30 protein-coding genes are annotated in these 26,344 nt (G+C 28.5%); 22 read left to right on the top strand and 8 right to left on the bottom strand.

What is annotated here, in order from left to right; all coding sequences use genetic code 11:
• Nucleotides 1–32 precede the first annotated feature (32 nt).
• The 5 genes from O3802_RS04900 to O3802_RS04880 all read left to right on the top strand — a co-directional run bounded on the left by O3802_RS04900 (nucleotide 33) and on the right by O3802_RS04880 (nucleotide 3,526).
• Nucleotides 33–317: a thiamine-binding protein gene (locus O3802_RS04900; RefSeq protein ID WP_004633052.1), complete on the top strand. Its 285-nt coding sequence runs from the start codon at nucleotides 33–35 to the stop codon at nucleotides 315–317.
• Entirely contained in the window at nucleotides 292–1,077 is a 786-nt protein-coding gene (locus tag O3802_RS04895) for an ABC transporter permease (RefSeq protein ID WP_371458536.1), read from the top strand. The genes O3802_RS04900 and O3802_RS04895 overlap by 26 nt, the downstream gene beginning before the upstream one ends.
• Nucleotides 1,058–2,053 carry an ABC transporter substrate-binding protein gene (locus O3802_RS04890; RefSeq protein WP_371458535.1) on the top strand — a complete coding sequence of 332 codons (996 nt, stop codon included), beginning with the start codon at nucleotides 1,058–1,060 and terminating at the stop codon, nucleotides 2,051–2,053. The genes O3802_RS04895 and O3802_RS04890 overlap by 20 nt, the downstream gene beginning before the upstream one ends.
• A complete protein-coding gene (locus tag O3802_RS04885; RefSeq protein ID WP_313990647.1) occupies nucleotides 2,053–2,772 on the top strand; it encodes an ABC transporter ATP-binding protein in 720 nt (239 codons plus the stop codon). The genes O3802_RS04890 and O3802_RS04885 overlap by 1 nt, the downstream gene beginning before the upstream one ends.
• A gap of 139 nt (nucleotides 2,773–2,911) precedes the next feature.
• Nucleotides 2,912–3,526 (top strand): hypothetical protein, encoded by a 615-nt coding sequence (locus O3802_RS04880; RefSeq protein ID WP_371458534.1) that lies wholly within the window; start codon nucleotides 2,912–2,914, stop codon nucleotides 3,524–3,526.
• A gap of 144 nt (nucleotides 3,527–3,670) precedes the next feature.
• Here the strand turns inward: O3802_RS04880 and O3802_RS04875 are convergent, their stop codons facing one another.
• Nucleotides 3,671–4,819 (bottom strand): chloride channel protein, encoded by a 1,149-nt coding sequence (locus O3802_RS04875; protein ID WP_371458533.1) that lies wholly within the window; start codon nucleotides 4,817–4,819, stop codon nucleotides 3,671–3,673.
• Nucleotides 4,820–4,891: 72 nt separating this feature from the next.
• Entirely contained in the window at nucleotides 4,892–5,800 is a 909-nt protein-coding gene (locus O3802_RS04870) for a YitT family protein (RefSeq protein ID WP_371458532.1), read from the bottom strand.
• 180 nt (nucleotides 5,801–5,980) lie between these two features.
• Here O3802_RS04870 and pssA point away from each other — a divergent pair, with 180 nt between their 5' ends.
• Nucleotides 5,981–6,499 (top strand): CDP-diacylglycerol--serine O-phosphatidyltransferase, encoded by a 519-nt coding sequence (gene pssA / locus O3802_RS04865; RefSeq protein ID WP_276767468.1) that lies wholly within the window; start codon nucleotides 5,981–5,983, stop codon nucleotides 6,497–6,499.
• 44 nt (nucleotides 6,500–6,543) lie between these two features.
• Here pssA and O3802_RS04860 read toward each other — a convergent pair whose 3' ends face one another.
• Nucleotides 6,544–7,305, bottom strand: coding sequence for an alpha/beta fold hydrolase (locus O3802_RS04860; protein WP_371458531.1), 762 nt, complete (start codon nucleotides 7,303–7,305; stop codon nucleotides 6,544–6,546).
• 164 nt (nucleotides 7,306–7,469) lie between these two features.
• On the opposite strand from O3802_RS04860, the gene O3802_RS04855 reads away from it, so the two are divergent.
• The gene (locus O3802_RS04855) at nucleotides 7,470–8,720 is read left to right on the top strand and encodes a peptidoglycan bridge formation glycyltransferase FemA/FemB family protein (RefSeq protein ID WP_371458530.1); all 1,251 of its coding nucleotides are present in this window, start codon (nucleotides 7,470–7,472) and stop codon (nucleotides 8,718–8,720) included.
• A gap of 122 nt (nucleotides 8,721–8,842) precedes the next feature.
• On the opposite strand, the gene clpP is transcribed toward O3802_RS04855, so the two are convergent.
• The 4 genes from clpP to O3802_RS04835 all read right to left on the bottom strand — a co-directional run bounded on the left by clpP (nucleotide 8,843) and on the right by O3802_RS04835 (nucleotide 13,316).
• Nucleotides 8,843–9,496, bottom strand: coding sequence for an ATP-dependent Clp endopeptidase proteolytic subunit ClpP (clpP, locus tag O3802_RS04850; protein ID WP_371458529.1), 654 nt, complete (start codon nucleotides 9,494–9,496; stop codon nucleotides 8,843–8,845).
• A gap of 226 nt (nucleotides 9,497–9,722) precedes the next feature.
• Nucleotides 9,723–10,601, bottom strand: coding sequence for a YitT family protein (locus O3802_RS04845; RefSeq protein WP_371458528.1), 879 nt, complete (start codon nucleotides 10,599–10,601; stop codon nucleotides 9,723–9,725).
• A gap of 119 nt (nucleotides 10,602–10,720) precedes the next feature.
• Entirely contained in the window at nucleotides 10,721–11,821 is a 1,101-nt protein-coding gene (locus tag O3802_RS04840) for a tyrosine-type recombinase/integrase (RefSeq protein WP_371458527.1), read from the bottom strand.
• Nucleotides 11,822–12,278: 457 nt separating this feature from the next.
• Complete coding sequence (locus O3802_RS04835; protein WP_371458526.1) at nucleotides 12,279–13,316, bottom strand: helix-turn-helix domain-containing protein; 1,038 nt, start codon at nucleotides 13,314–13,316, stop codon at nucleotides 12,279–12,281.
• A 232-nt stretch (nucleotides 13,317–13,548) separates the two neighbouring features.
• Between O3802_RS04835 and O3802_RS04830 the strand changes: the two genes are divergently transcribed.
• From O3802_RS04830 to O3802_RS04760, 15 genes are all read left to right on the top strand, one after another.
• On the top strand, nucleotides 13,549–13,752 hold the full coding sequence (locus O3802_RS04830; RefSeq protein ID WP_371458525.1) for a helix-turn-helix domain-containing protein: 204 nt from the start codon (nucleotides 13,549–13,551) through the stop codon (nucleotides 13,750–13,752).
• Nucleotides 13,753–13,779: 27 nt separating this feature from the next.
• Nucleotides 13,780–14,439: a Rha family transcriptional regulator gene (locus tag O3802_RS04825; RefSeq protein WP_371458524.1), complete on the top strand. Its 660-nt coding sequence runs from the start codon at nucleotides 13,780–13,782 to the stop codon at nucleotides 14,437–14,439.
• A gap of 76 nt (nucleotides 14,440–14,515) precedes the next feature.
• A complete protein-coding gene (locus tag O3802_RS04820; protein WP_371458523.1) occupies nucleotides 14,516–14,851 on the top strand; it encodes a helix-turn-helix domain-containing protein in 336 nt (111 codons plus the stop codon).
• Between the two features lie 13 nt (nucleotides 14,852–14,864).
• On the top strand, nucleotides 14,865–14,990 hold the full coding sequence (locus tag O3802_RS04815) for a hypothetical protein (protein WP_343012039.1): 126 nt from the start codon (nucleotides 14,865–14,867) through the stop codon (nucleotides 14,988–14,990).
• A gap of 4 nt (nucleotides 14,991–14,994) precedes the next feature.
• Complete coding sequence (locus O3802_RS04810; protein WP_371458522.1) at nucleotides 14,995–15,264, top strand: hypothetical protein; 270 nt, start codon at nucleotides 14,995–14,997, stop codon at nucleotides 15,262–15,264.
• Between the two features lie 81 nt (nucleotides 15,265–15,345).
• Nucleotides 15,346–15,696 carry a hypothetical protein gene (locus O3802_RS04805; protein WP_371458521.1) on the top strand — a complete coding sequence of 117 codons (351 nt, stop codon included), beginning with the start codon at nucleotides 15,346–15,348 and terminating at the stop codon, nucleotides 15,694–15,696.
• Between the two features lie 141 nt (nucleotides 15,697–15,837).
• Nucleotides 15,838–16,269, top strand: a complete 432-nt coding sequence (locus tag O3802_RS04800; RefSeq protein ID WP_371458520.1) for a hypothetical protein — start codon at nucleotides 15,838–15,840, stop codon at nucleotides 16,267–16,269.
• Between the two features lie 15 nt (nucleotides 16,270–16,284).
• Nucleotides 16,285–18,525: a VapE domain-containing protein gene (locus tag O3802_RS04795; RefSeq protein WP_371458519.1), complete on the top strand. Its 2,241-nt coding sequence runs from the start codon at nucleotides 16,285–16,287 to the stop codon at nucleotides 18,523–18,525.
• A 1,615-nt stretch (nucleotides 18,526–20,140) separates the two neighbouring features.
• Entirely contained in the window at nucleotides 20,141–20,365 is a 225-nt protein-coding gene (relB, locus tag O3802_RS04790) for a type II toxin-antitoxin system RelB family antitoxin (protein WP_343012033.1), read from the top strand.
• Nucleotides 20,366–20,629, top strand: coding sequence for a type II toxin-antitoxin system RelE family toxin (locus O3802_RS04785; protein WP_343012032.1), 264 nt, complete (start codon nucleotides 20,366–20,368; stop codon nucleotides 20,627–20,629).
• 482 nt (nucleotides 20,630–21,111) lie between these two features.
• On the top strand, nucleotides 21,112–22,509 hold the full coding sequence (cysS, locus tag O3802_RS04780) for a cysteine--tRNA ligase (RefSeq protein WP_371458518.1): 1,398 nt from the start codon (nucleotides 21,112–21,114) through the stop codon (nucleotides 22,507–22,509).
• A complete protein-coding gene (locus tag O3802_RS04775; protein ID WP_276686356.1) occupies nucleotides 22,494–22,925 on the top strand; it encodes a Mini-ribonuclease 3 in 432 nt (143 codons plus the stop codon). Before cysS ends, O3802_RS04775 begins: the two co-directional genes overlap by 16 nt.
• The gene (gene rlmB / locus O3802_RS04770) at nucleotides 22,909–23,721 is read left to right on the top strand and encodes a 23S rRNA (guanosine(2251)-2'-O)-methyltransferase RlmB (RefSeq protein ID WP_276767272.1); all 813 of its coding nucleotides are present in this window, start codon (nucleotides 22,909–22,911) and stop codon (nucleotides 23,719–23,721) included. Before O3802_RS04775 ends, rlmB begins: the two co-directional genes overlap by 17 nt.
• 85 nt (nucleotides 23,722–23,806) lie before the next feature.
• The gene (locus O3802_RS04765) at nucleotides 23,807–24,169 is read left to right on the top strand and encodes a GNAT family N-acetyltransferase (RefSeq protein ID WP_371458591.1); all 363 of its coding nucleotides are present in this window, start codon (nucleotides 23,807–23,809) and stop codon (nucleotides 24,167–24,169) included.
• 11 nt (nucleotides 24,170–24,180) lie between these two features.
• A complete protein-coding gene (locus tag O3802_RS04760) occupies nucleotides 24,181–24,705 on the top strand; it encodes an NYN domain-containing protein (RefSeq protein WP_276686359.1) in 525 nt (174 codons plus the stop codon).
• A gap of 109 nt (nucleotides 24,706–24,814) precedes the next feature.
• On the opposite strand, the gene gorA is transcribed toward O3802_RS04760, so the two are convergent.
• A complete protein-coding gene (gene gorA / locus O3802_RS04755) occupies nucleotides 24,815–26,167 on the bottom strand; it encodes a glutathione-disulfide reductase (RefSeq protein ID WP_371458517.1) in 1,353 nt (450 codons plus the stop codon).
• Between the last annotated feature and the right edge of the window lie 177 nt (nucleotides 26,168–26,344).

Below are 26,344 nucleotides of genomic sequence, written 5' to 3'. Positions count from 1 at the left end.
ACCCCCTTAAAATTGTAAGGAGGTTTTTTATTTTGATAAATTGCAGTATTGCATTGCAAATTCTTCCATTAAGTGATAATACACCTGGGAGAATAAAAACTATAGATAATGTTATTTATTATCTACAAAAAAAACATTCTAATGTTGTGGTCACCCCCTTTGAAACTGTAATTGAAGGTGAATTCAATGAACTTATGACTACTCTTAAAGAATGTTTAGAGCTAGCGGGTGAAGGCTCTAACAATATATTCGCTAACGTGAAAATTAATTATGGAGATGTATTAACTATAGATGAAAAAATTAGCAAGTTTAATTAATAAATATGCCGCTACTATCTCGATGGCTATTTTACTTATTATTTGGCAAGGGGCTGGGTATTTGAATCTACTCCCAAAATATATTATTCCAACTCCAGTTGAGATAGCAAAAGCATTCGTTAAAAATTATCAATTATTAATTTTTCACAGCAAAATCACCCTGCTTGAAGCTATTATAGGCCTATCTTTAGGCATAATCATAGCTTGGATTCTTGCTTTAATTATGGATAGTATCCCTTTATTTAATAAAGCTGTCTATCCTTTATTGGTTTTAACACAAACTATTCCAACTATTGCCATTGCGCCTATTTTAGTTCTATGGCTTGGATATGGATTAACTCCTAAAATCGTCTTAATAGTAATTACGACCACCTTCCCAATTGTCGTTAGTATTTTAGATGGTTTTAGAAACTGTGACAAGGACATGATAACCTTATTAAAACTTATGAAGGCTAGTAAATTCCAAATTCTTTGGCACGTAAAAATACCTACAAGTCTTAGTTATTTTTATGCTGGACTACGCGTAAGTGTTTCATACGCATTTATCGCAGCAGTCGTGGCTGAATGGCTTGGAGGATTTGAAGGTCTTGGTGTTTATATGATTAAAGCAAAAAAATTATTTGAGTACGATACTATGTTTGCAATAATTATTCTAGTATCTGTTATTAGTTTACTAAGTATAGAATTAGTTAAACTAAGTGAAAAAAAATTTATTAAATGGAAATATATAGGAGATAACCATGAAAAAGATAATAATTAGCTTATTTGCAGCTATTCTTGCAATATCACTTACAGCATGTGGCACAGCAAATAAAAATACAGAAGAAAAAAAATTAAAAAAAGTAGACTTTATTCTGGATTGGGCTATTAACACCAATCATACAGGACTTTTTGTAGCTAAAGAAAAAGGCTATCTAGCTGAAGAGGGTATTGACCTTGATATTAAACCAGCTCCAGAAGATAGTACATCAGATCTTATTATTAATAATAAAGCTCCATTTGGAATCTACTACCAAGATTCTATGGCTAACAAACTTTCTAAAGGTGCTGGTATAACTGCTGTAGCAGCTATTATCGAACATAATACATCAGGTATTATTTCTTTGAAAAAAAATAATATCAAAGAACCTAAAGATTTAATAGGTAAAAAATATGGGACATGGAATGATCCAGTTGAACTTGCTATGGTAAAATCTTTAATCACAAAACAAGGTGGCGATGCAGGTAAACTTAATCTTGCTCCTAACACAGATACTAATTCAATCACACCATTAGAAAACGGACTTTTCGATGCTGCTTGGATTTACTATGCATGGGATGGTAAACTAGCAGAGAGTATGAATCTAGATATTAATTATTTCTATCTAAAAGATTTCAATAAAGATCTTGACTATTACTCACCAGTAATTATTGCTAACAATGACTACTTAAAAGAAAACAAAGAAGAAGCAAAAAAAGTACTTCGAGCTATTAAGAAAGGATATGTCTACGCTATGGAACATCCTGAAGAAGCTGCTGATATTTTAATTAAAAATGCTCCTGAACTAAAAGATAAACGTAATTTTATTGTTGAATCACAAAAATACTTATCAAAACAATATGCAACAAATAAAGACCGTTGGGGTGAATTTGATGCTAATAGATGGAATGCATTTTACCGTTGGATTAACGATAATAATATCGTTGAAAAACCTTTAGCAGACAATACTGGATTTAGCAACGACTACATAAAATAATGAGCATTTTATCAATAAAAAACTTATCTTTCAATTATCCAAACAACTACATACTTAAAGATATAAATATTCATGTCGATAAAGGAGAAATAGTTTCTATACTTGGTGGAAGTGGTGTCGGAAAAACTACACTTTTTAACGTTATCGCTGGAATTAATAACCTTCAAACTGGTGAAATAACTATCCAAGGGGATAAAAACTTTAAAGGAAAAGTTAGCTATATGCTTCAAAAAGATCTACTTTTAGAACATAAGACAGTTATACAAAATATAATACTTCCACTTCTTATAAAAAAGGTAGGAAAAAAAGAAGCGGAAGAAGAAGCTATCAAAAATCTAAAGTTATTTAATCTATATGAATATAAAGACAAATATCCTAGCGAACTAAGTGGTGGAATGCGTCAAAGGGTCGCACTTCTTAGAACTTATATGTTCAAAGAAGAACTCTTCCTTCTTGATGAGCCATTTAGTGCTCTGGATGCAATTACTAAAATTTCATTACACTCTTGGTATTTAGAAATTAGCAAAAAATTAGAATTAACAACACTACTTATTACACATGATATAGATGAAGCTATAGAATTAAGTGACAGAATATATATTATCAAAAATAAACCTGGTGAAATAGTATCTGAAATTAAAATTGTTCTTGATAATGAGAACAGAGAAGAAAATAAATTGAAATATAAAAAAGAGATATTAAATATCCTAGGTTTATAACAAAAAACAGAGTCGATAATTATCGATTCTGTTTTTTTTGTTTATACATTTAATAAGGTATTCAAACATGTAAATCTTTCTTTTATTATATTTTATATATGATATAATAAATTTATAGATAAAGAAAGGAAAAAATATTATGAAAAAATTTATAGGAATACTAATCGCATTATTAACTACAACAACACTTACGGCTTGCCAGTCAAATACCACACAAAATAAAGAGACAACATCAACTAAAACTGAATCAACTTCTACATCAGACGCTTCTAATAAACAAAAATCTGAAACAAATAAAGAAACAGAAAATACACAAATAATTGGTTCTGATGAATATGGTTATGTTAAAGTTCCTAAAAACTGGTTCCGTTTCAAAGATGTAAAAGGTGGAAATGATATTCAGTATAGTGATGGATCTTCATATAATATTGTTACATTAAACATATTCCGTCCGAGTCAACTTGGAATATCTGAAACAGAATATGCATCTATCGATCCTATCTATGTAGCAAATTCTGTACTATCTGGTCAAAAAAACACTTCAGCATTCCAAAAGGTTTGGGGTGCTAAATCAAAAATTGGCGAATATGACGCTTATGTTGTTAATTCTATAACAACAAGTGGAAAGTACTTTGTTACATGGGTTTTCAGAGCGAATGATGGAAAAATACACTATACATCTCTTGAAGGTAATGAAGCTACTATAGAAGAATTACTTCCAATGATTGAAAAAAGTTGGACACTAAAAAAATAGGTGATTATCTTTTTCGCCTAATAACATAATAGGTTATCATATCATAGAAAATAAAGTAATACCAAGAGAAAATAAAATCTATCTTCTATTGGTATTTTTTTTACTTAAAATATTTTTTTCAACTCACATAAAGTTTTAAACAAACTACTTATAAATACTATATTTTCTATTCAAAAAATAAATTAATGCTGCTGGTAATATTGTTAGTATAGCTGTCGTACTACCAAAAACTTCTAATGCTAAAAATATTGGAGTTACGAATGTTTTTGTCGCTGATGAAAAAACTAAACAATAACCAAGTGCAGCAGTAAATATGATTGGTAAGCCTATATATCCAGCTAGTACTACTCCTAAGCTAGCTCCTATTGCAAATAATGGTGTTACTTCTCCACCACTAAATCCTATAGCTGTGCAAAGAGCAGTCAATATAAGTTTCAATATAAAATCATAACTAAATGCCAAGCCATTTTCTAGTGAAAGTTCAATTAAATTTGTTCCTAACGAACTATAACGAAAACTTGCTAATACACTTATTAGTATAAATATAGTTAGTAATATCCAACGCCATTTTTCAGTATTTGCTACTATTTTTTTGAAAATCTTTTGACAAGTAACGAAAACTACTCCAACAAAAATAAAACAGATACTTACAAGTAATGTTTTTATAAGTAATATGTAGTCAATTTTTTCAACCTTCACTAAGACAAAAAACTTTTCTAATCCTAAAAAATTAGAAGCTTCGGCAGAGAAAAAACTAGCAATTAAATATATAATGAATTCTATTACAGTATTCAAATTAATTTTTACTTTTTTAAATGTAATTTCTAAAACAAAAAATAACGCTGCTAATGGGGTCTGAAATAGTGCAGCAAATCCACTAATCATTCCTAAGCGTATTAAAAAAGTACATTGTTTTTTACTGAATTCAACACTTCCTAGATTTTTTCCTATTGCTCCCCCTAACTGAACAGCAACCCCTTCACGACCTACGCTAGCTCCAAACCCGTGTGCTAACAACGTATTTAAGGTTAATAAAATAGGAAAGTACCAACTAATTTTTTTCTTATCTTTTATTGCTTCTTCTATAAAATATTTCATACTAATACTAGTAGTTTTGGCATACTTATTACTGTATTTTGTAAATAACAAAATTAATGGTGTAAAATAGATTAAATAATTCCAATAGTCTTTTGTTTTAGAAATAATGAATAATAACACTTGCCCAAAGTACGAACAGCATATCGATGCTAGTAAAACCACTATTACACTTCTTATATAAAAATTATTAACCATGTCCCCTCCTTTCTAGGATAAAAGAACAACATTTATTCGTATATTACTTACGATTAAACGTTGCTCCCTTTATTATTTTTCCTTTTTAAAAGTAAACTTTATTCTTTTCGGTTGATCAAAGCTAAACCCTTCTCCCATAATATCATGCACTTCTGTTATAGTTAAAAAGGCATTTTGATCTATTGTATAAATTAATGATTTTAGTTTGCTAATTTCCGTTCTTGACACAACACAATAACCTATATTCATATCCTTACGTGAATAACTTCCTTGTCCTTTAATAAATGTTAATCCACGCCCCATATCATCAGACACTTTTTGAGTAATTTCCTCAATTTTAGGCGACATTATCATTACAGCTTTTCCTGGAATACCACCTTCAATTAGATAATCTATAATTTTTGTACAAATATAAATATAAATTAATGTATATAAGATTGCTGGAAAACTTTTTAATACCATAAAAGATAATAGTAGGATAAATCCATCCAAAACTTGAATTATTCTTCCAATCGAAAATCCAAAATATACATGGACTATTTTGGCAACAATATCCACCCCACCAGTAGTTCCTCCAAAAACAAAAACCATTCCAAGGCCGATTCCTGCAATAATACCCCCAAAAACAGATGCAAGAAGACGATCTCCACCTATATCAATAACAACATGATATATTTCAAAAATTTTAATCCAAAATGTTAGCATTAATATTCCGTAAATTGTATAAATCATCGTTTTTTTATCTAACATCTTATACCCAAGTATAAGCAATGGAATATTAACTAATAATGTTCCCATAGATACAGGAAGTCCAAAAGCATATAACAGGAATAGCGCAATCCCTGTACCACCACCTTCTGCCAGTTGATTAGGAACATTAAAATGTAATAATGCAAATGAGTAAATTGCACAGCCTAAAGATATAAAAAATAATTCTTTAGCTATTTTTTTTATACTTTGTTTTTTTAATTTTTCGTTCATGATACCCTCCCATAATTAATTACAAATTTATTATAACAGCTTCTAGTCTGTTAAACAATATATAACTGAGCAAATAATAAAGTTTACTATAGTTTTTTACAAATTATCCTTCTCATTTCTTTAGACATTCTTTCTATTTTGTAATATAATTAGGAGTATCAATATTGGAGGATAACTTTAATGAATAAAAATTTCATACCAAATTATCTTACCCTTTGTAATATTTTCTGTGGTTTTTTATCAATATTAACTACAGCTCATGGGTATTATGTCTGGGGCACTGTCTTTATTTTTTTAGCTATGCTTGCTGATAGATATGATGGTATCGTCGCAAGAAAACTTGGTGTCGTTTCTGAAATTGGTCACGATTTAGATTCTTTATGTGATGTTGTTAGTTTCGGTGTTGCACCAGCTATGCTTATTTTTGAAAAAGTATTATTTTATGATAACCCGAGTATTACTGTAACTGTCGTAGTTGCATTATTATGTGGTATCTACACTTGTTGTGGAGCCTATCGCCTTGCTAGATTTAACGTTACTAAAATGAAAAACGGTTATTACCAAGGTGTTCCTATAACAACTTGTGGTACAATATTAGCTATTATTGCACTTTTCAAATTACCTAGTATAGTTATGCTAATATTATTGATAGTATGCTCTTACCTAATGGTAAGTAATATTAAAATTAAAAAAATGTAATTATTAAAAGCATGGTAAATCCATGCTTTTTTATCTATATATAACTATAAACAGCTAGCTATTGTTTCCGCTAGTCCTTCCGGATTTTCCCACGCCATAGAATGCCCTGCTTCTTTTACAACTTTTACAATGATTCCATGTTTAGGTAATTCTTCATAATCTGGACTTGGTAAAGTTTTTTCTCCAAAAATAAAGTACTTTGGAACATCAAAACTATAAAACATATCACGCCATGAATTTTCTCTCACAACAACTGCATCACGCGAAATTTGGTACGCTGCTTCTGGTAACCAATTACGTAAAGTTGCCGCCCACATAGTATTTCTTCCACTTTCGCATAATTCTATTAAACTTTTTATCCTTTCTTTATAATTATCTTCTGTATATTGTGCTACTGCCCAACTACTACGCCCTTTTTTCGCAGGATCTAAATTAGGTTCTGTCAAAATAAGTTTTTCTACTTTTTCCTGACATAATGAACACAACTCAATGGAAGTAGCTCCCCCAAGACTATGACCAAAAAGAACTATTTTATCTAAATTTAAATCTTCTAAAAACTCATTTAAATACTTAGCGTGATTTTTAACCTCATAAACAAAATCTAAAGGTTTATCACTATAACCCGCCCCAAGTAAATCAATTAATATTCTTCTATGATCTGCGAATTGCTTTTTCATCGCTATTTCTACATAGTCAAATGATCCCGCACAGCCTAATCCATGAATAAAAACAATAGGTATTTTTTCTCCTGGAAAATCATTATACCTAATCTTATAATTTTGCCCTCTAAGTTGATATTCTTTCATAAAATGTCTTGCCTCCCATTTAATTTAATTCAATTCTATTATATCATTTATTAAGCATTTCATCATTTTAAAAAAGGTTATTTCTTTTTTTTTTTTCATTTTTGTTATATAATTTTATAAGTAATTTTGAACTTGAGTAAAAATTAGTAAAGGAGAAATTTTTAATGATATTTACTGAAATTAGTAATGAGGAATTAGAGAAATTTCAACAAAATAACAATGAACGTTATTTTTTCCCTCAATCAGCTGAATATAGTAAAATGGCAAACAGCAATGGTTTGAAAACTACAATACTTGCTGTTAAAGAAGATAATAAAATACTTGCCTATGGTTTATTTATTTATTTTCAGTACAAAAAATACTTTTATAAAGTAACAGCTCAACATGGGCCAATTATGGATTATTCAAACATTGAATTGGTAAACTTTTATTTTAAAGAATTAAAAAAATACTTCGCTAAAAATATCAGAGTCTTATGTGTTCGTGTTAATCCATTTCTTAATGAGAAGTTTTACAATGATATAGAATTTGTAGGCGAAAACGGCCTGGCGATAAATACAAATAATGCGTTATTAGAGCTTGATTATCATCCCCTTAATGATGATTTATTTACCAATCCAACACTAGCATCACGTTGCGTATATTCTAAATATCTAGATGAAGATATAACAGAAAATAATCTACTAAAGAATGTTTCTCAAATTGCACGTTATACAATTAATAGAACAGCTAAAGAAGGTGTTCTTGTCCGCGAAATTGACATTTTCAATGAAGAAGATGCGAAGATTTTCGATGAAATTAATCGTGATACAGAAAGTAGAATTGACTTTGTAATTCGTGACAATGATTATTTTAAATCACTAAAAAATAACATTGGTAATAAACTTCATCTATTAGTTTCTTATATTGATTGTGACTTATTCGTAGAAACTACAACAACTACAATTGCTAATCTAGAAAAAGAACGTGAAGAACTTAATGAAAAACTTGAACAAGGCAAAGTTAATGCAAAAAAAGCAATTAACCGTCTTCGTGAATACGATGAAAATATTGCTATTTGGTATAAAAAAATTGATAAAATAAAAGAATTAAAAGAAGAACACGGCAATATCATTAATTTATCATGTGCAAGTTTTATTGAATCTGGACAAGATATAATTTACTTCACCAGCGGTGCCATGCAAAAATTCCATCGTTATGAGGGACCATATGCGGTGTTGTTCTATATGATGAAATATGCAATTAATAATGGCTTTAAATATTTCAACTTCTTTGGTACATCACAAGGTTTCAACGATGAAAATTCTAGCGATTACGGAGTTCTTCAGTTTAAGCGTAATTTCAATGGTAATATTGAGTACTTTATGGATAATTATGAAGTACGTAATGCCATCGGAAAAATTTGGAAAATATAATTTTAATAAGCTAGGTTTGAAATATTTTCGAGCCTAGCTTTTAGTTTTTAATACTTTATTTTTATATTTTCTATTACCTACATAAAAAAGAAGTTGACAGAAGTCAACTTCTTTTTTATTTTTTATTCATCTGCTTTTTTAGCCACTTTTTTTGCTTGCGTTTTTTTTACTTTTTCTTTCTTTTGCAGTTTACCATTTTCTGGATACATAACCTTATCAACTAATCCGTAAGCACAAGCTTCCTCCGCTGATAAGTAATTGTCGCGTTCTGTATCTCGTTCAATAGCTTTTATTGTTTGACCTGTTCTATCAGCTAAAATTTTGTTTAATTTTTCTCGCGTTCTCAAAATATGTTTAGCTGCTATTTCGATTTCTGTTGCTTGTCCTTGTGCTCCTCCTAATGGTTGGTGAATCATCACCTCAGCATTTGGAAGTGCATATCTTTTACCAATAGTTCCAGCTGCAAGTAAGAAAGCTCCCATACTCGCTGCCATTCCCATACAAATTGTTACAACATCACATTTAATATGTTGCATTGTATCATAGATTGCAAAACCTGCCGTTACACTACCACCTGGTGAATTAATGTAGAAATAAATATCTTTTTCACTATCTTGTGCTTCTAAAAATAATAATTGACTTGTTATAGAGTTTGCTACTTGATCATTTACATCAGATCCTAATATTATAATTCTATCTTTTAAAAGTCTTGAATAAATATCATAGGCTCTCTCCCCCTGAGAAGTCTGCTCTATTACTGTAGGAATCAAATTCATGTTTCTTACCTCCTAATTTTCATTTCACTTGATATTATATATCAAAAATGGTCAATAAGCAAATGTTTGTAATAACTATAATTATTTTATTTTTAAACAACTACAAATTTAAATACTAATATTTATTTTTTAATGTATCAAGTAAAAAAGATTTAAAGTAAGGTTATCCATTAAAAATTTAATTTTAATAAAAATATCTTTTATACTTTAAATCCTTTTTTACTTTTTATAGACTATACGAATGCTCTTTAAAATTACCTACTATTGTATTAACTGCTGTAACCGTAATAAAAGCCTCAGGACAGTTTTTTGATACTAGTTTTTTCAATAAATACATTTCATTTTGCTGAATCACAACGACAATCATACGTTTTTTCTCATGGCTATAACCACCTTCTACATCCATAATTGTTGAGCCACGATGTAGGGTATTATTTATAAGTTCAACCATTCTTTCTGGACAATTACAAATAATTGTACATTGAATATAAGCTGAGAAAAACTTTTGAACTCCTTTCATAGTTTGATTACGCACAAAACTCATAACAAGCGCATACATAACATATTTTATATCAAAGAAAATCCATACTATTGTATAAATTAATATATCTTGAACTAGAAAAACGGTCGGTAAGTTAAACTTCATCTTTTTCGAGATAAATTTACCTGTAATATCCGTTCCCCCTGTTGAGGCTCCTCCTACTAAAAGACAACACATTGCAAGACCTGATATTATTCCACAAAATATTGCTGCAACTAAAGAATCCCCTAGATAAACAGGTTTTATAATCTTTGGAAGATTATTTATAAGAAATGATGATACACTGATAACAAATATAGTTAATAAAACAAATTTTCTACTTATATATCTATACCCAATATAAAATAGAGGTACATTCAATAAAAATTGAGCTGTCCCTATTTCTATCCCTATTACCTTATTTAAAACTAAACTTAACCCTAATGCTCCACCTGTACCTATATTATTTACTGGAATTAATAATCCGGCATAAATAGCAAATAAAATTGTTCCTATTATTAAAAGAAAAATATTCTTAAACCTTTTATGAACTTCAATTGTATATATAGTATCTGATAATCTCATCTATTTTTACCCTTTTTAATTTTGTCTACTTATATTTTAATACAAAATAGAAATATTTCAAGGAAAACCATTGTTATTAGGTTTTTATTTTTTTACTTTCCGTTTTGTTTCAGTTATCTTTACATAGTCATGAATTTACTTAATTGCTTTGTAACATCTTTCTTTTTATCTTCCGTGATATGAGTATAAGTATTCAGTGTCGTAGTGATATTAGCGTGGCCTAGTCTTATTTGAACATCTTTTGCAGTAACTCCACTTTCAAATAATAAAGTAGCGTGTGTGTGTCTGAACCCATGTATATTAATTTTTTTTAATTTAGGGAAATTATTAAAAATACATTTTAACTTCCATGTGAAATATTCAAGATTTTTTAGGTTGAAAATATTCTTCTCTACTTCAAATACTTTATTTTGTGAGCGATATTCTTTCAAAATATCCAATGTTTCATCATCAATATAAATAATTCTATTACTAGTTTGTGTTTTGGTGTCTGAAATAACAATTTTTTTATTTATCTTTACAGCATTCTTGTTTACTGTTAAAGTTTTATTCTTAAAATTTATATCTTTCCAAGTTAAAGCGATAAGTTCACCACGTCTAAGGCCAGTAAAAGCAAGTAATCTAAACATTACAAAATCTTTAAAATCATAGTTGTTTTTAACTATCTGAAGAAATTCTATTAATTCTGGTTTAGTGTAGAAATTATCTTTTTTTATTTCTTGCTTATTAGGTACTTTGGTATATTTCAGATAATTTACTTTAATTACATCCATTTTAACAGCATAATCTAAAATCATACTAGCTTTTGTTTTATATTCTCTTATAGTACCCTTTTTGTACTTCTTTGATAATTCATTAATAAACTTCTGACAAATTGGTAAATTTATCTGATTAACTTTAAAATTTCCAAAATAAGGTAATACTATATTTTTTATATGCACATTCATCATATTGAAAGTGGTTTGCTTAACTTGTGGTTCGTATTCTTTAACCCATACATCATATACATCTTGAAATGTATAATCTTGATTAGGCTTGAACCCACCATTTAAAAACTCACTCTTTGCATTAATTATATATTGCTCCGCTTCTCTTTTAGTTCTAAATCCTTTCTTACTTATACGCTTTTCTTTTCCAGTAAAAATATCTTTTCCTATATAGTGATTTTTAATCTCATAATATTTTTTAGTGTCTTTTTTATTTACATATTGATTTATCATTTTTATCAATCCTTTCACTAGTGCCAGTAGTTTTATAAATTAATAAATGATTATCTAGTAAATAGACAGAAAAGGCTTTGTATTTTAGATGTGAGCGTGTCTGAAAATATTTTTAATGTAATTATATCAAAAGAATAAACTAACGCTTAGAAGCGGTTTAAATACATATTGATTTTAAGTAAACCTATAAACGTTGATATTATAAGGTTTACATGATATAATATTAGTATAGTCTTAGAATATTTTTATATAATTACATATTTATGTATATTTTCATTTTTATTAAAGCGCTGGTATTTTACTGGTGCTTTTCCTTTTTATAAAAAGTAAAACACTATAGAGCAGCTAAGGTTTAAATATCTCCGCTTCTCTAAGTGGTAGTAAATCATTAGTTGATAACCAATAAGTAGTTTTGAACTGCAAACTATTAGTTGATGGTTGATTAATATCTAAAGTTTTATTCTAGCTTACCAATAATAGGAGCTATATATTTGCAGTTAGGTATTTCAGTTATCTTAGTTATGAAGTAAGAATTATCATGATTTAAGATAAAGTATTGAGCTTCTGTATTTAGTGGTACATCTTCTATACATGTATAGTTAGCTAAATAATACAATGTTTTTTCTTCTTCTATCTTTAAACCAATTACAATATCATATTCACTTAGATTATACTTATCTAAAACAAAAGTATTTTCTTTAAATATAAAGTCAAAACCTATGTAATTATCTGTATGTAAGTTTATATTATTTTGAATAATATCCGATAACGTAATAAACAATGTTACTCTTTCTTGTAAATAAAAACCATCATTCTTCACCTTCACTATTACTAAATTACAAAGATACTTCAACATGAAATAATCTTCAACTATACCATCTTCATTTATACATGCTAAGTAACTAATTAAATTATCAACAGTAGTTAATTTCTCTAATGTTTTACTAGAAATATTAAATCTCTCTATATCCTCTTTTGTAGGAAATATTTTTAATATTTCTCCTGTTTCCCTACTGTATTGTGAAAACAATTCTAAAAACATATCAATATCATTATCGATGTACTCACTAACAAAACTTGAAGCCTTACTAGAAAAATAATCAATATTTTCTAAAGGATTTTCATTTTGTTGATAATTACTATATTCTTTAAAACTAAAAAAGATATAATCAAGAACTTCTTTTTTAAATTGCTCACTTAGTTTACCATCTTTTAAATTAATTGGATAATTACTTTCTTTTATTAGTTCCTCTATATTATTCTCTAAAAATTCATTAATAGAACCATATAACAATTGATTTAGCGTTAATGCGCCTAGTTTTGCTATGGAAGATAGTCTTTGTTTATTAGGCAGTGTTTTACCTTGTTCCCATCTTAGTATATTACTTTTATCAGCATTGAAACGTTTCCCGAATTGTTCAAGTGTGTCAGTTAATTTTAATCTTATATTTTTTATACGTAAGCCTACACTGTGCTTATCTATGTTTATTTTCATTTGTTTCAGTCCTTCCTAAAATAGATTATAACATTGTTTTTTCAAAAAGTACACAATAAAGTTGCAAAATATTGCACTTTAAAGTGTTGACTTTTTTATTTTCTTAGTGTTATACTATTAATATAAAGTTGTTGCAAAATATTGCTTAAATAAAAGTGGGTAATCTGCTTTTGTTTTTAGTTGATAAGTTGCAAAATATTGCTTTTAAAATTCAAAGAAAGGAGATTTAACTATGAAATTTAAAGTAAACGTTAAAAAATTAACTGAAACACTTGCAATACAAGGTTATAATAAAACATCTTTTGGACGTGCTAGCGGTATTAGTGATGAGACACTAAGAAAAATTTTAAGAGATGAGATATCAAGCCCTAAAATGGCTAAACGTATTTCAGAAACTTTAAACGTAGAATTGACTGAAATTTTTTCTTTAGCATAATAACTATATTATAAAGGAAGTGAGAAAATGGAATTAACTCAAACTAATTTTTCCGATTTAGTTTTACTAAGTGATAAGAAAGAGCCGTTTACATTGTCTTCAATTATTGCTAAAGGTTTAAATATGAAACATCATTCTATAACTAGAATTATAAGAAGACATGAAGCGGATTTTTTAGAATTTGGAAAGGTTGGACATAATGTCCAAGCTTTAAGGAGTGGTCAAAATGAAAAAGTATATATTTTAAATGAAGAACAAGCTACATTATTGGTTACTTATTTAAGAAATACACCTAAAGTAAGAGAGTTTAAAAAGATGTTAGTAAAAGAATTCTATAAATTAAAGGATGAGGTATCTAAGTATAGAATTCAAAGACAACTTGAAAAACCAATAAGAAAAAGCTTGACAGAAGCTATAAAAAATTGGAGATACTGTAATCAGTGGGCTTACAAAAACATTACAAACCTACTACTCAAAACCATTACTGGTAAAAATGCACAACAATTAAAAATAGATAGGTTTATAACCGCTTATGATGTATTAACTAGCGAACAGTTAGAAGAATATAAATCATTAGAAAGCAATGTAATTTCTTTACTTGAGCTAAATTTTACATATGAGAAAATAAAACAAGCTATAAAACAAAAAACCTTTCAAAGTGCTCTAGTTGGTAGCCGTACACTTTAAAGGTTTCAAAGAAAGATATTTTACTAAAAATACTTTCTTTAATTATAACATATTTCAAAAGAAAGGAAAATAGAAAATGCTAAGTAGTGAAATTAAAACATTTAGAATTGAATTTAAGCTAAAACAAATAGATTTAGCGGACATTATGGAAGTAGACCAAAGTACAATAGCACGTTGGGAAAACGGAACAAGAAAAATTTCAAAGAGAAATTTAAGTAAATTGATTGATGTAGTCTATAGTTTTAAAGGTAAGATTTTCCCAACAGAAGATAAAGCTTTGTTATTAAAGCAAAGAGAAGAAGCAATAAACAAGGTTAATGATTTACTTACTGCATGTATTAACTACACAAATATAAAAGACAAGAAAAAAATACTAAAAGTATGTTTGTCACTGTTAAATGAAGCAAATTAAGGAGATGAAGAAAATGAGTGAAGAAAATAAAGAGTTATTTATAAATACCTTATCTTTCGCAGTTGTGTTTATACCTTTCATAACAGCGTTAGTATACATAACAGCATTGTTTATGGACAGTATCTATAAAGGAGTATGATTATATGGAAGTAGTACTATCAGAAGCACAAAGTATAAAAATTAAAGAGCAGATAAGCATTTTAATAGATGAAGTAATAACAGAACATATTGAAAAAATAAAACCTTACAAACGATACTTTACACGTATTGAGCTACAAAAATTTATTGGTATAGGTGCAAGTAGCATGGAAATACTAAAACAGCATGGTTTAAAATATGCAATGTTAGGAAATAGACATTTATTCGATATTGAAGATGTTTATAAAATATTAGAAGATTTAAAGAAAAGATAAAATCTAGTGTCAGTAGTTTTATAAATTAATAAAGGCGGTTATAGTACCGCTTCTTAAAATAAAGATTAGGAGATAATAAAAATGGAACTAAACGAAGTTACAAGCAATTCAGAACAAATAAACGAAGTTATAGAGAGTATTGAGGAAATAATACAAAGGTTAGCAAGTTTACAAGTTGCAATGCAAATATTATCTACACATTGCGGAACAATTCAAACACTCTCAACAGATGAGTTTAAAAGTTTAAAAATAACAGAAGAAGAATTGCGGAAGTATTGGGATAAGGTAAGAAACGGTAAAAATTTACACTTATTAACAGAAGACTTTGCTATACATTCATCAAATGAGTTAAGTTATTTAGTATATGACGCTCTAGAAGATGTGAAAGAAGCACTACAAAATATTAATAACTCATCAAACAATATTATTTAATAGATGTAGACCATTTACGAGATAGAACAATTTAAAAAATAAAACAAAGTGCCAGTAGTTTTATAAATTAATAAAGGTGATAATTAAACCGCTTCTTAACAAAGAATACAGAGAATACAAAGAAAACATGGAGAAAGCAAAATGAAAATAGAACAATATAAAAATGAAATTAAGACTGAAGAACTTTATTTATTAGAAGAGTTAGCAAATGAGATAATTAACAAAGAAAACACCAATGAAGTAACATTAGAAACTTTGCTTCATGATAATACATTGTTATTATCATTTGTTAAAACTTACTTAACAATAGCACCAACCTTAAAATATATGGTTGAGGAGTGCCAAAAAATAAAAGATAGTGAAACCTTTAGAAACAAAATTATTGATGTAGAAATTGGGATTTTAACAAAGTATCAAGAAATGTTAGAAGTTGGAAAAATTATCGATAGACCTACTGACTTAGAGATTTTAAAGATACAAACCCAAAGTGCTTTTGAAACAACAGTTAAAATATTAGAAAAACTAAAAGATACATATAAGAAAGATGAAACTACCTTGAGAATTGAAATGTAAGGGCGGTGGTATAATTTGATATACAGACAAACAGGCTATAAAACCAATAAACTAACAGCATTTAATAGCGAAACACCGTTACAGACCCTTTCTAATACCCTTGTACCTACTATTGAGCAAGATACTAATATTAAGAATTATAAAGCTAGTAAGATGTTGTATTTTCTTAGTGGAGATATTACACCAAATGCGGACGGAAGCTACACAAGAAACGATAGTAATTTAAATTCAAGGGATTTAATAGTAATCGATATAGAAGATACAGGGAAAACATCTGAAGAAGCGGTTAACACAATACAAGGCCGACTACAGAAATATAAATACTTACTTTACTCTAGTATCTCACACAAGCCAAATAATCCACGTTTAAGGCTTATATTAGAACCTAGTAGGAAAATACTCAAAGATGAATACAAAGCGACTATACAACATGTTATGGCATTGATACAGCTTAATTATGATACTAGCAGTTATACATGGTCGCAAGCACAAGGTTTACCTATTGAAGTACGTGGTAATGAGTATATATTTGTTAAGCATTTAGACGGGAACCCTTATCCAGTACAAGAAGCGCTTAAAGAAGAGAAGAAACATCCGATTAAGCCTACCGAAACATTTACTAAGGTATCACATAATCAAGCTATTTCTATAATGAAAAAGTATATTGAGAATGAACAAGACAAGTTACAAGAAAGAAATAAATATTACTTATCTTGTTTAACAGTTATAGCTAAAAGCGTGGTTAGTGGTGAAATAGAGTACGATACAGCCATTGATTGTATAGAGTTGTTAGCTTTAAACAATAATGAATGGAGAGAGAATAATTTAAAAGAACTTAACGGAGAAATAGCCCGAGCGAATGGCAATATAGACTATTTTAAGAATAGGTATACCTTTTTAAGTAAGTTTCAAAAAACTCAACAAAAAATAACTCTACCTTATGCAGTTAATAACGATAGCTTAGAAATAACAATAGATGAAAGAGGGAAAGTAATTAGAACATTAGAAAATCTTGAAAAAATTATATTATCTATTGTAGCTATTAAATACAATGAACTAACTGATGTTATAGAGATTATAGATAAACACGGAAAAATTAAACCTTTAGAAAAGAGAGATAAAGAATTACTTAGAATGGATATAGAAAAAAGGTTTAATTTAAAAGCTAAACCAATTGACTTAGAAACAGCAATAGTTAGTGCTAGTGAAGGTTTTAAGTATCACCCTATTAAAGAAAAGATACTTGCTACTAACTGGGATGGACAACAAAGGGCAGAAAGTTTCTTTATAGATGTGTTAGGTGTAGAAGATAATATTTATAATCGTGAATGTACTAGAAAATGGCTACTAGCAAGCCTTACAAGATTATTTGAAGCTGGTACTAAATTTGATGAAATGATTATTTTACAAGGTGGACAAGGTTTAGGAAAGAGTACCACCTTACAGCGTTTATCGTTAGGTCATTACACTGATATAACTGATAAATTAAGTGATGAAACAACATTCAAAGTTATGAGAACATGGCTAGTTGAACTATCTGAACTTAGTACAATGATAAAAACTGATAGTGATAGCTTTAAAGCGTGGTTGAGTGCTACAAAAGATACAGTACGTAAAAAGTATGCAACAGACCCTGTAGATTATCCTAGAGTTTTTACAGTCTTAGGCACTACTAACAATAAAGAAATACTAAAAGATAGGACTGGTAACCGAAGATATTGGTTAATGTATTGTGATAAAGATAGAATTAAAAAGCCAATATGGGAGATAGAAGATGAATACATATTGCAGTTATGGGCTGAAGTCTATCAATGGTATTTAAACAAAGAAACATTATTAATATCAGATGAAACAAAGTTGTATATGGAGAAATTAACTAATGGAGCATTAGAGTTTAACCCTTTAGAAGAAAGAATAATAGATGTTCTAGATATGCATGTGCCTAATACCTGGAAAGAGATTATAAGTAATAATAATAGCCGATTTATGTTTTATAACCATGTAAATGATTATATTTCATATGGTAAAGGAGATAGTGCATTTCCAGCCCAGACTAAAATAATGGATATCACAACTGGTGAATTACATTTTCTACTGGGAGATGGTTCAAGCTTCCATACAGATTTAAGAGGTAACACGTTAGCTAAAGAAATTAATAAGGTGATGAATAATCTACCTAATTGGGAAAAATCCGAAAGTATAAAACGTACATATAGTAAACGAGGTTTAAAAGGTTTTGTTAGAAAACTTGAGTAACGCTTTTAAAATCGCTTTATATAAAGGTTTACGCTTTATACGCTTTTACAAAGAAAAATAAAGCGTACCTTTAAAAACCTTGATACAACTGGTTTTATAATAAAAAATACGCTTTACTCTTTATACACTAACTAAATATAATATAATATGTATATAGTTAGTATAGTGTATATTATATATATAAGAGTTTAAAAAGAATTAAAGCGTAAAGCGTGAAAAAACTCAAAAAATACTATTATATCAACTTTTGAAGCATACACTTTTTAAAAAATAAAAAAGAGTTATAAAGCGTATAAAGCGTAAAATATAAACTTAGAAATTAAATAAGTATTTCTGTACAGTAAACTTCAATTAAAACATCTTATTTTAAACGCTATAGCCTTTTAAAAGTTAAACCAATACAAATATAGTATTTGAAATATACAACGCTTAGAAGCTGTTTAAATGGTTAATATGAAGAAGCGGAGAATATAAAAAGAACTTGCTAATAATTAATTAGTAAGTTTTTTATTTTGTACCCCTAGAAATATATTAGTATAGCATACACCTAATAAGTGAACATCTACTTTTTATACGCAAATTGCACCTATTTATTTTTTAATAGTCTAGATAAATATTAAATGAAAACATTGATAAATAAACATTCTTACTTTTATGAACTATTTATATTTATTGAAAATCTTTTTATCTAATAAAATCTTATACAAAAAACTGAAGCTATCTAACATATCTTATGAGGTTAGAAAGATAATAATCAGAAAGAAAATAAATTGAAGGAAAATAAAGTAACATTTTAATTTGAAGTATCTTTAAACTAGTTTAGTGAGATACAGCAAGTTTTACAACTGATTTACATACACAATAATATCAAGTTAATCTTAAGTACAAAGACAATATAGGAGTATTCTTATGTAGTATCTATTAACCACTAATTCCATGAAGTCTACAAACTGTATATACATTAGTATTTAGTAGATAATATTATATTATATTGTTTTAATTAATTTAATTAGTTAAGACGAAAAAAAAGATTTATAAAAGTATAAACAAAAGGTAAGTGTAAATAAAAAGATAATGCAGAAGAAAACAGAAATAACTATTGTTTTATATTAATCAAATAATTATTAATTTTTTTAATAAAACAAATAATTAGTTTAATTCATTTTGTTGTTAAATGTTTTAAAATAATAAAGGCAATGAGCTTTTATAATTAATTAGAGTTTTTATTTTAGTTAGTTAAATTGAGATGAAAAATATATCCTTTTTGTTGGATACACTCCCCCCCTATAAAATAGTATGAAATTTAGCTTTTTCTATCGACCAACCTGCCCCCCTCTATTCTCAATTTTTTTCCGCTACTAATGATTATTGGAAAAAAAGGGTATAAAAAAAGGACTATCCATTAAAATTTTGGATAGCTTTTTTAAAAGACAAAACTATTTATATCAATGATTATAGCATATCGAAAAATAAAAATCAATATGAGAGTTTAACATAAAAAAGCAATTAGAAATCAACAAAAAACTTATAAAAATTATATATTTTTACTTGATAAATACTTATAATCATTATATAATTGTATTACAAAAGTAACACATGTAAAGGAGAAATAACAATGACTACTTTAACTGTAAGATTAAATCAAGAAGAAGAAAAAATATTTAATTCAGTAGCAAACCTTTATGGTGGTAAACTTTCAACAGCAATTAAACAATTAGCACTTGAGAAAATAGAAGATGAATATGATATGCAGTTAATTAAAGATTTTGAAGAACGTGAAGAAAGAAATGAAGTTAACCTAATTTCTTTTGATGAACTAAAGAAAGAGTTAGAAATATAAATGTATAAGGTTGTATTTGATGATAAGATAAAAAAAGATTTAAAAAAACTAGATAAACAAACCTTAAAAGCTTTATTTAACTGGATTGAAAAAAATCTACAAAATACCACTGAACCTAGAATAAAAGGTAAAGCACTGATAGGAAATAAAAAAGGCTATTGGCGATATAGAATAGGTGATTATAGATTAATAACTAAAATTGAAGATGATAAACTTCTAATAATTGCTATTAACTTCAAACATAGAAAAGAAGTATATAAATAATTATAATTAAAGTCTGAACTACTACAAATGTTGTATATGTTCAGATTTTTATTATATAAAATTTAACTACAAATAGTTTTTTATATTAGTTATTTTAGGATAAAATTTAAAAAATATCTTAAGGCAAAAAAATACCGCTTCTTAATTAAAAAGCCCTTATTAACTTATAAAACTACTGGCACAACATTTATTTTTACTCCCCGAAACTACTCCGAAAACTTGTTATATTATGTATATATTTAGAAATAACCAAAAACATAAAATCTTGTAATACTAACGGTTTAAAACGTTTAGTATCATATTAAAAATATTTTTCGATTTTAATACAAAATAGAAAAATTTCAAGGAATATGAGGATATAAATTTATAATTTAATTTATTCTGATTTTGTGTTAAAATTTAAGTAATGATTTTTTATATTAATTATTTTTTTATTAGTCTTTATTTTTAAAAATAATTACTACTTGGCAAAGGAGTTATGTATGATTAAACTTTATAATACATTGACAAAACAAAAAGAAGTTTTAAAAACAATTGAAGAAAATAAAGTAAGAATGTATGTATGCGGCCCTACTGTTTATAATTACATCCATATAGGGAATGCTCGTCCTATAATTGTATTTGATGTTGTTCGCAAATATTTAGAACATAGTGATTATGAAGTAGAATTTATTTCTAACTTTACAGATGTTGATGACAAAATTATCAAAGCAAGTAATGAAGAAGGAATTTCTACTTCTGAATTAACTGATAAATATATTACCGCCTTTTTTAAAGATTATGATGCTCTTGGTTGTAAACGCGCAACTAAAAATCCTCGTGTAACTGAATACATGCAAGAAATTATTGATTTCATCGCCAAGCTTATTGAAGAAGGTTTCGCATATGAATCTAACGGTGATGTTTATTTCAGAACTCGTAAAAAAGAAGATTATGGCAAACTTAGCAAACAATCTATTGATGATTTAATTAGTGGCGCACGCATAGAAGTTGGTGAACATAAAGAAGATCCTCTTGATTTCGCCCTTTGGAAAAAAGCAAAGCCTGGTGAAGTAAAATGGGCTAGTCCCTTTGGTGAAGGTCGTCCTGGTTGGCATATCGAATGCTCTGTTATGGCAAAAGAAACTCTTGGAGATACTATTGATATTCATGCTGGTGGACAAGACTTAACTTTCCCACATCACGAAAATGAAATCGCACAATCTGAATGTCACAATCACGCTCCATTTAGCAATTACTGGATGCACAACGCATTTATTAATATTGATAATGTTAAGATGAGTAAAAGCCTTGGTAACTTCCGTCTTGTTAAAGACATAATCTCTGAAATTGATCCAATGGTTCTACGTTTATTTATGCTAACTGTTCACTACAGAACACCAATCAACTATACATTAGAAAATATTGAATTAGCTAAAACTAACTTTGAAAAACTAAAAACTTCATACCAAAATTTAGAATTTAGATTAAATAATGAAATGACTGTTGAAAAATTAGATGATGAAGTTGTTGCTTTGGTCTCTAATGAACTTGCAAAATTTGAAGAATATATGCAAGATGATTTCAATACAGCAAACGCGCTATCATCTTGGTACGAAGTTGTTAGAATAACTAATTCATATACAGCACAAGATGAAGTTAATAAAGAAACCCTTGAACTTCTGAAAGCTGCTTTTGATACATATAGCTCTATTTTAGGAATTAATGTTAAAGACGATAACTCTTTAGAAGATAGTCACATAGAAAAACTAATTGAAGAGCGTGAAAATGCACGAAAAAATCGTGATTTTGCTCTAGCTGACAAAATACGTGATGACCTTAAAGAACAAGGAATTATCCTTGAAGATACAAAACAAGGAGTAAGATGGAAAAAAATATAACTTTTAAATTTACTGAAAAAAACTTCTCATCCCCTGAACAAATGCAAGCATTAGCACTTGCATATATCGGAGATAGTATCTACGATATTATGAGTAGAGAGTACGTTATGAAAAATCATCTTGGTAAAATTAATGATCTTCATCGTACAGTTTCAACACTAGTTTCTGCACGTGCTCAAGCTAGTTTTATGAAAAATATTCTGGAAAATAATATTTTAACAGATATTGAAGAAAGCATATATATTCGCGGGAAAAACCAAAAAAATAATTCTAAAGCAAAAAATGCTAGCATTATGGAATATAAGCTTGCAACTGGTTTAGAAGCTGTTTTTGGTTACCTATATTTAGAAAAAAACTTTGAAAGATTGGAGGAAATGTTTAATTACATCATAAATCTATATGAAGAAAAACAATAAATACTACAAAGAATTACGTTCTAAAAATAAAGAAGAAAAGAATAATCAAAATATAGAAGTAGACGCCGACAAAGAAGTTATCGCTGGTCGAAATGCAATTTTGGAAGCAATAAAATCTGGGCGTGAAATAAATAAAATTCTTTTCCAAGAGGGAATTGAAAAAGGACGTCTTAAAGCTATTTTCTCCATTGCTAATGAGAAAAAAATTGTTTGTCAAGAAGTACCAAAAAGAAAACTTGACAACTCTACAACAGAACGCCATCAAGGAGTTATAGCTTTCGTCGCTCCTTACAATTATTTTGAATTGGATGAAGTTTTAAATAAAATAGAAATCAATAAAAATACTACATTGTTACTATTAGACCATATTGAAGACCCACATAATCTTGGAGCAATTATTAGATCTGCAGAAGCTAGTGGGGTTAAAGGTGTAATTATTCCAAAACGTCGTGCAGCCGTAGTTAGTCAAACCGCTGTTAAAGCATCAGCCGGAGCAATAGAACATATGCCTGTCATCCGTGTTTCTAGTCTTATTGATGCAATTAAAAAATTAAAAGAAAAAGGATTTTGGATTGCAGGTACTACCCTTACAGAACGTTCAGAAGACTATACTAAAATTGCAAAAGATGTACCATTAGTTATTGTTGTTGGTAATGAAGGAGAAGGAATGAGTAAAGTTGTAACTAATGAATGTGACTTCTTATATCATCTTCCTATGTTAGGAAAAGTTCAAAGTCTGAATGTATCTGTAGCAGCTGGAATAATAATGTATGAAAGAATTAAATTCAATGATTAAAATTTTAAATAACGAAAAAGATTTAAAACTCGGTTTCGCTCTTCGTAAAGAAGTTTTTGTAAAATAGCAAAACGTTCCGTTTGAAATAGAAATTGATGAAAAAGATTATCTTAGTAGTACCGTTCATATCGGTTACTACGATAATGAAAAACTTGTTGGTGTCGCTCGTATTACCGATTTAGATACAAATGTTATTCATATTAAGCGCGTTGCAATAGCTAAACAGCATCGAGGTCTAGGATTAGGAGCTAAACTTATTTCTGCTTGTGAAAGTGTTATAACATTAATTGCAAGTAAATCTACTGTACCTGCTCCTTTCACTATAGAACTTAGCTCTCAACTTCATGTTGAGAAGTTTTATGAGAAGCTGGGTTATACGCGCGCTAACGACACCGTCTACCTAGAAGCTGGAATACAACATATTGATATGAAAAAAACAATCTCATAGGAGGTGTTTATATGAAAAAACAATATTTATTTATCGATGGTTACAATCTCCTTTTTCGTATGAAAGAATATGGGCTTATAAAAAGTTCTACTTTCCCTACTGAACGAGATATGCTTATTGATATTTTGCGCGAATACGCAGGAGGAAATAATTATATTGTTTATTGTATTTTTGATGCTTACTTAACAAGATCAAAAGAATATATAAAAGAAGAACCTCCTATTACTATTGTTTATACAAAAACTGGAGAAAAAGCTGATCAATGGATTGAGAAAAAAACAAAAGAACTTAGAATTGAACATTTTATTGATATTATTGTTGTAAGTGATGATAATGATGAACGAGATATGGCGCTTGGTTATGGAGCAATACTTCGTGACTGTCATAGATTCATCAAAGAGTTAAAAGAAAGAAAACAAACTGTTTCAAAACTAACTAAAAATCACAATTCCAGAAATTTAAAAAATCGACATATAAGAATGAGTGAAGAAACTCAGAAAAAACTGAAAAATTTCCTAGAAAATGGTGAATTTTAACCCTATCTCTTATCTGCTTTTAGATACTATAGATAGGGTTTTACTTTATACTAAAATAAATAAACTAACTATTATAGTTAAAACTAAAACAGTTAGTTTATTTTGTTATTTATCTCATTGTTACAAATTCCTCTGAACCTGTTGGGTGGATTGCTACCGTATTATCAAAATCACGTTTTGTTGCCCCCATTTTAATAGCAACAGCAAACCCTTGAATCATTTCATCAACACCATATCCTATCCCATGAAGTCCAATTACTTTTTCTTTTTTTCCTAAAGTAACAAGCTTCATAACACTTGGCTGACGGTTAGACGTTACTGCTGAGTACATTGGAGTAAATGTAGATTTATAAACCTTAATATTTTCTTCTCCAAACTCTTTTATTGCTTCTTCCTCTGTATAACCTATTGATCCAATTGCTGGATGTGAAAATACTACAGTTGCAACATTAGTATAATCTAAATGTTCATCTGTTTTATCATTAAATAATCTTTCTGACAATCTGCGACCTGCTGCTACAGCCACTGGTGTTAATGCAAGACGTCCTGTAACATCTCCTACTGCATAAATTCCTTCTACATTTGTATTTTGATATTTATCAGTCGGAATATATCCTCGTGAATCTACTTCTACTCCTGCAGCTTCCAGATTAAGTTCAGCTGATAGTGGGCTTCTTCCTATCGCCCATACCAACATATCAACTATAGTTTCACGATCATCTTCAAGAACTAATGTTAAACTATCATCTTCATTTTTAATCACTTTTTTAGGGATTGCTTGTGTGTGGAGTTTTGGTCCTTCTTTTTCCATAACCTCTACCAAAGTATTAACAATATCACGATCAAATGTTCTAAGTGGTCGATCACGTCGAACAAACAAGTGTGTATCTACTCCTAATCCATTAAATACTCCTGCAAGCTCAACAGCTATATATCCCGCACCAACTACTGCTATACGGTTTGGAAGTTTTTTTAAAGCAAATACTTCATTTGATGTAATACCATACTCCGCTCCCTCAATATTAGGAATTGTTGGTTTCCCACCTGTAGCAATTAGTATGTGATCTGCACTATATTGTTCACCATTTACTTCAACAGTGTTTTTATTAACAAACTTAGCGTAGCCTTTTACTACATCTACCTTATTGTTACTAAGTCCTCGTTCATATGCACCATGAATACGGTCAATATACGCCGAACGATTCCCTATTAATTTTGAAAAATCAAATTCAACATTATCAAAACTAAAACCATAATCAGCTGCATAAAGATTTAAACTCTCTGATATTTGTGAGGCATGCCACATAACTTTTTTAGGAACACATCCAACATTTACACATGTTCCACCAAGTTCATTACCTTCTACTAATAATCCTTTTGCGCCATATATTGCCGCACGATTTATAGAAGCGATACCACCGCTTCCTCCTCCTATTGCTATATAGTCATAATGTTTAACCATATTTTTCACCTCTTTTGTTTAATCTGTCTCTTTATACCCTCTATAAACTATTACATTTATATTTAATATATAATAGTATTATATTTATTCATAACAATTTTATAAAGTAGAAGATTAGAAACGTGTCCAATCTTTATACGATTATTATGCATTATTCAGTGTATTAATTCAATAAAT

This window comes from Gemella sp. 27098_8_92 (genome assembly GCF_041433685.1).
Classification (GTDB): domain Bacteria; phylum Bacillota; class Bacilli; order Staphylococcales; family Gemellaceae; genus Gemella.
This window is presented reverse-complemented; position numbering and strand designations above follow the sequence as displayed.